The 4703-nt window shown below is 63.6% G+C and carries 4 protein-coding genes and 1 tRNA gene; 2 read left to right on the top strand and 3 right to left on the bottom strand.

Annotation, left to right across the window (positions count from 1 at the left end; all coding sequences use genetic code 11):
* Positions 1 to 39: 39 nt before the first annotated feature.
* Together ACXJKR_RS24615 and ACXJKR_RS24610 are read left to right on the top strand one after the other, a co-directional pair.
* A tRNA-Leu gene (locus tag ACXJKR_RS24615) sits at positions 40 to 125 on the top strand.
* 75 nt (positions 126 to 200) lie between these two features.
* Positions 201 to 764 carry an HNH endonuclease gene (locus tag ACXJKR_RS24610; RefSeq protein ID WP_056199995.1) on the top strand — a complete coding sequence of 188 codons (564 nt, stop codon included), beginning with the start codon at positions 201 to 203 and terminating at the stop codon, positions 762 to 764.
* A gap of 262 nt (positions 765 to 1026) precedes the next feature.
* On the opposite strand, the gene ACXJKR_RS24605 is transcribed toward ACXJKR_RS24610, so the two are convergent.
* From ACXJKR_RS24605 to ACXJKR_RS24595, 3 genes are all read right to left on the bottom strand, one after another.
* Positions 1027 to 1488 carry an HD domain-containing protein gene (locus tag ACXJKR_RS24605; RefSeq protein ID WP_457325050.1) on the bottom strand — a complete coding sequence of 154 codons (462 nt, stop codon included), beginning with the start codon at positions 1486 to 1488 and terminating at the stop codon, positions 1027 to 1029.
* A gap of 159 nt (positions 1489 to 1647) precedes the next feature.
* Entirely contained in the window at positions 1648 to 3726 is a 2079-nt protein-coding gene (locus ACXJKR_RS24600; protein ID WP_457325049.1) for a TerD family protein, read from the bottom strand.
* A gap of 133 nt (positions 3727 to 3859) precedes the next feature.
* The coding region (locus ACXJKR_RS24595) for an RNA 3'-terminal phosphate cyclase (protein ID WP_457325048.1) at positions 3860 to 4703 on the bottom strand (844 nt) is incomplete at its 5' end.

Here is a 4703-nt window from a genome sequence, read left to right as displayed (position 1 = left end):
GTTCGAAACCGATCGCACACCCCAAGTCTCATCTCCCCACCCCGCCTGGCGGAATCAGGCAGACGCGCGAGCTTGAGGTGCTCGTGCCGTAAGGCGTGCAGGTTCGATCCCTGCGGCGGGGACCAAAGCCGGTTCGACAGAACCAAATCCCGCGCGAAATCGCGCCACCAACGCTGACCATCAGAAAGGAGGAACGCCCGATGCAGCACGAAGTTCTCCAACTCGACATCACCGGCCTCCCGCAGGCATGGATCTCGGTCGAGGAAGCTGTGGGCCATCTGGCTACCGATTCCGTGGTTTGGACTGTGGGTGAGGCGCCTCTGGCGGTGCTAAGAGGTGGCACCAACTCGCTGACTGGCCTGCAGTCGATCGTTGAAGTGCCGCCCATCATCGCGCTGAGAGGTGCCTCACGGATCAACCTGTTTGATCTGGTGCCCGTCTTCTCCAAGGTCAAGCTGCTTCGGCGCGACCGCCACACCTGCGCCTACTGCACGGAGCTGTTCGATGAACGTGAGTTGACGGTCGACCATATCGTCCCTGAGTCCCGGGGTGGACGCCTCACCTGGATGAACACGATCGCGGCCTGCCGCTCGTGCAATTCCTTGAAGGCCAACCGGACACCTGAGGAAGCCCGCATGCCGCTGTGCTTCATGCCGTATGTGCCAAGTCGACACGAAGACTTCCTGCTCAAGGGACGCAAGATCCGCGTGGACGTCCACGAGTGGCTGGCAGCTAAGCTGCCGCGAGGCTCGCGGCTCGCCTAACCGCAGCAGCAACACCTTTCAGCCTTTGCCCCTCCCGTTCGCGGTGAGGGGCTTTTTCATTTTGTCGTCCGAATTTGGTTGTGGGCACCCGCGGAACCCGCAACGAGATTTCCCGGATTCCACTGACCAGTTCTCGATCAATGCCGATCGCAGTTGCCGTGCAATGACAGCACGATCATCGCCGCGCAACACTGCGAATGTTTGGCCACCCGGTCTATAGGAGGCGTCAAGCCAGCGCCATGCCCAACGCTAGTGCCGCTTGCTAATCAAAGCATCGGCTGCGCTCCAGCCGACTCTCTGCTTCAGAGGCAATTGCTTCGAATATGGCGTCGAGGCGTTCAAATATGTCCCAGCGCGCGACTTGCAGTCTCATCGCGACCCCGTCGATGACCGCCAACTCAAGAGCCTCGTCTCGCTTGCCTTTCCACAACTTGTCGGCAAGCGCGACAGAGCGCTCCTCGAAAGTGACGCCCGACAGCTGCCACTTGGCATGAGTCACACAGCATCGCGCAACTCTTGGATCAACGCCGTGAGCCAGGAGTAGGTCTTGGCCCGCGCGCTCATGAATTGCGCCAGGCCCCTTCAGCTCCCCTGGATGCAGGATCTTTCCTGCATCGTGCACAGCTGCCCCCAGCTCAATCAAGTGGGAATCGAAATCCAGACCGAGAGATCGATACCCGTCAATCAGGTGATCAGCGGCCTCGCCGACCAGCTGCAGATGCAAGACGAGTCGCCGCGGCGCCCCGAGACCACGTAGCAACTCATACGCGTCCTGCCGTGAATTCAGCATCAGTAGAGCTCGCGTGCTACTTGTCCAGGATGCCGGGCCCGTATCGTGAAGCGCCGGCTTTCGCTGCCAAACGGCCCCCCGTTCAAGGGGCACCTATTGGACATATTCCGACCTGATCAGGTCGCCATCCAAAGGCGTGACGGTGCATCCACGCGTCGTCCCGAAGCGGGTGTCGGCGTTCTCGTGGCTGTCCACCACGGTGCCGCGTGCCCGCGCGTGTAGCGATAGCAGCGTATGCATGTCTGGTTTCACCATCTCATGGAGCGCGCGCAGCATCAACGACACGCCGGCCAGATTGCTCGCCACGCTGTTGGCGAAGCGCGGATGCTCTTGCAATGCAATGTCCGCCCACAACACCTCGCGCCGTTGCAGGTCCAGCACAAGCGGCAGGCTAATGTGCGCGTCGGAAGCCAGGTCTACACGATCCACCACGGTGCGAGCCTCGAAAGGTTCGCCAGAGTTCAGGTTCATGCGGGACATCCAGCYCGCGAAACACTCCGGGAGATCACAGTAGGCTTGGCCCGAGTAGCTGTTGACGCACATCACCACGAACCGCACGCCGCGGGCGCGCAGCATCTGCAGGTCCAGATCAATGAACTCGGCCGCGCCCTTCGGGGCATCGACGATGTCGCCGCTGTGGTGCGCACCCCAGCTGCGCAGGTTGTAGAACGCGACCGTGTCCATGTAGCGGTAGTCATCGCCGTACAGCACCACGGAGAGGTCGATGTCCACCCGCGACCGGTCGTTCATCCACCAAAGGAAGAGCCGGATGAAGCCGCCGTCGGGCACGGGAATGCGACTGCCACGCGCAAAGGTGCGCAGCGTCTTGGACGCTGCGCGTTGTGCCAACGGCACGACGTAGCTCGCCAACGCCGGATCCACGTAGCAGCGTCCCAAAGGCGGCAACTGCGCGAAGCGCGCCAACAGCGCCTCCTCGCAACCCTGCACCACCTGTTGCGCGATGCGCTCGTCGATGGCTGCGCGGCGGTCCCGCAGCGCGAACACCTTGGCAACATCGCCCTTGGGAAAGAACACGCGCAGCCGCCCTTTTTCAGCGCGCACCTTGAAATGCGCGAGCACCTGCAGCAGCACGGCAGTCGACACGCGCGGCGCCAACTCGGCAAAGCGTTTCAGCAGCGCCTTGGGCTCGCCGCTCTTGCGTAGCAGTACGTCCAGCCGGCGAGCGTATTCACCCGGGCGCGCCTCCAACGCTTGCGCCGCACCGGCAACGTCGCCTGTGATCAAGGCTAGCTCCACGCGGCTGTTGAAGCTCGTGAAGGGCAAGCCGTCGCGGATCACCGTAAATGCTGCAGCCGTCTTCGGGTAGCGCTCGGCGTGCTCTCCCGGATGCAGTCGCTCGCCCAGGCGCTTGAATTGCTCCACGCGGCGACGCATGTCTTCCGTCAGGCCGCCGCAGCCCTCTAGCAGGGCGAGCAGCAGCCGACGTTGACGGCGCGGGAAGCGGGCGAAGCGCGAAGGCGCAGCCAGCGACACATCGCCGCCGGACAAGCCCGCGGCCAGGCGCAGCACGTCGGTCGCAGTGCGGAAATGCGTTTCGACGAAGCGCTGCGTGCGCTCGTCCTCCCCCACATGCAACACCAGTTGGGCGCCCAGCAAGGCCAGGTTCTCCTTGAACGGAAACTTCGCTGGCAGCAGGCGAAACACATCGGCTCGGTACTGACGCACGAACCAGGTCAGGTCGGCCTGCTCCTGTACAGACAGAGATGCAGCCGATCCCGCAAGCCGCGTGCAGATGGACTCAAAGTCCTCCACTGATCCCAGTTCCACAACGCGCGGGGAGCGGTTGTGCAGCAGCGGCGGGCGCTGCTCGTCCGTGGCCGGCAACCGGCGCAGGCTCACGTAGTGACTCACCGCGTCGAGGTACAGCTGCGCCTCCGTCAGCGCCATCACCTGCGTCGGAAAGCCGGGATGCAATGGCACGTGCTGGCGGTGCGCGCCCACGAGCTTGCGCATCTCCTGCGTCGCCTCGCGCAGAAGTCGCGCTACTTCCTCGGGTGTCAGTGTGGACAGGCGCGAAACCACTTCATCGGCCAGCACGAAGCCCAGCGGCTCAAGCTCCTTGAGCATCGTCGCCATCTGCTGTGGCGTGACGCCGCCCGTTCCCGGGTGCACATGCAGCCGCGATCGACGGCGCAGGTAGATCTCGTTCATCGTCTCCTCCCTGGAAACAAGATCGCCTGCCAGAGGCAGGCGATGAGCGGAAAGCGGGGGCCCTAGGTTCAGATGTTTTAGAAGGAAGGACCCCCATAGCCGCTCGAAAACAATATCTCAGTCGCAATAGCTCCTACAACAGGGATTGCCCGACTGATGGGTCAGCAACCTGCACCTTGACTGAGAAGCCGCCAGCGATTGCCGCGGTTGAGAACTTCACCGGCAAAAACCGCTCGATCACGTCGAAGTTCGTTGTTGCATGAGGCGTCAGCTCCGTACAGGTGTACGACGCCTCGCCCCCACGCCGCCACACGGCAAGCGCTAGTGGTAGTGCCCACTGGTCGGCCAGATGAGGCCCGAGCACGGCTTCGCTGACTTGGTATGCCCGCACCTCGCGCACGACATCGCGCGCGACCTGCTCGGAGCTGACGCCCTTCTCGCCAAACCCGGTGACGACCTCGCAGACGTTCTCGTAAACCAGCGTCGCCAGAAGCGCGTTGCCCGGCCCTTCGTTCTGGCGGCTGGCTGCCTCGCGCAGCTGATCGTCACTCCAGCCGAGGTCCGCGCCCAGTTGCTGCAGCTCACGCCGAGCCACCGAGCGCGGCAGCGCCGGGGCAAAGCATTCGGCGTAGCTCTCAAGCCTGGCGCCGCGTTCATTCAAATCGAAAGCCTGCAGCCGGTCGCCGGCGGGCCAGATCTTGACTTCGATCTCGCCTCCGCCGGCCGGGTAGAAGCCCAAGCGACGCAGTTCGAGTTCGACCTCCGCGCCGAGCTTGCGCAGCAGCGGCGCGTAGCTGCGCTCCAGGAAATGGAACGGCGGCGCCATGGGGTTGTGGGTTCCGCCCCCGAGCTTCAACTGGCTGGGTTCATCGGCCAGCATCAATGCCGGCCAGACGGTCTGCAGCACGAGCGTGCAGCTACCCGCCGTTCCGACATTGAAGGTGTAGTCGCCCGCGCGCACCCGGCCTGGCGTGAAC

The sequence above is a fragment of the Roseateles sp. P5_E11 genome (assembly GCF_054049355.1).
Note: the sequence above shows the minus strand (reverse complement) of the source record. Positions and strands in the feature narration are given on the sequence as shown.

What these genes read in the sequence shown, in the direction of transcription:
- ACXJKR_RS24610 (WP_056199995.1), top strand. Translation starts at nt 201, where the DNA reads ATGCAGCACGAAGTTCTCCAACTCGACATCACCGGCCTCCCGCAGGCA.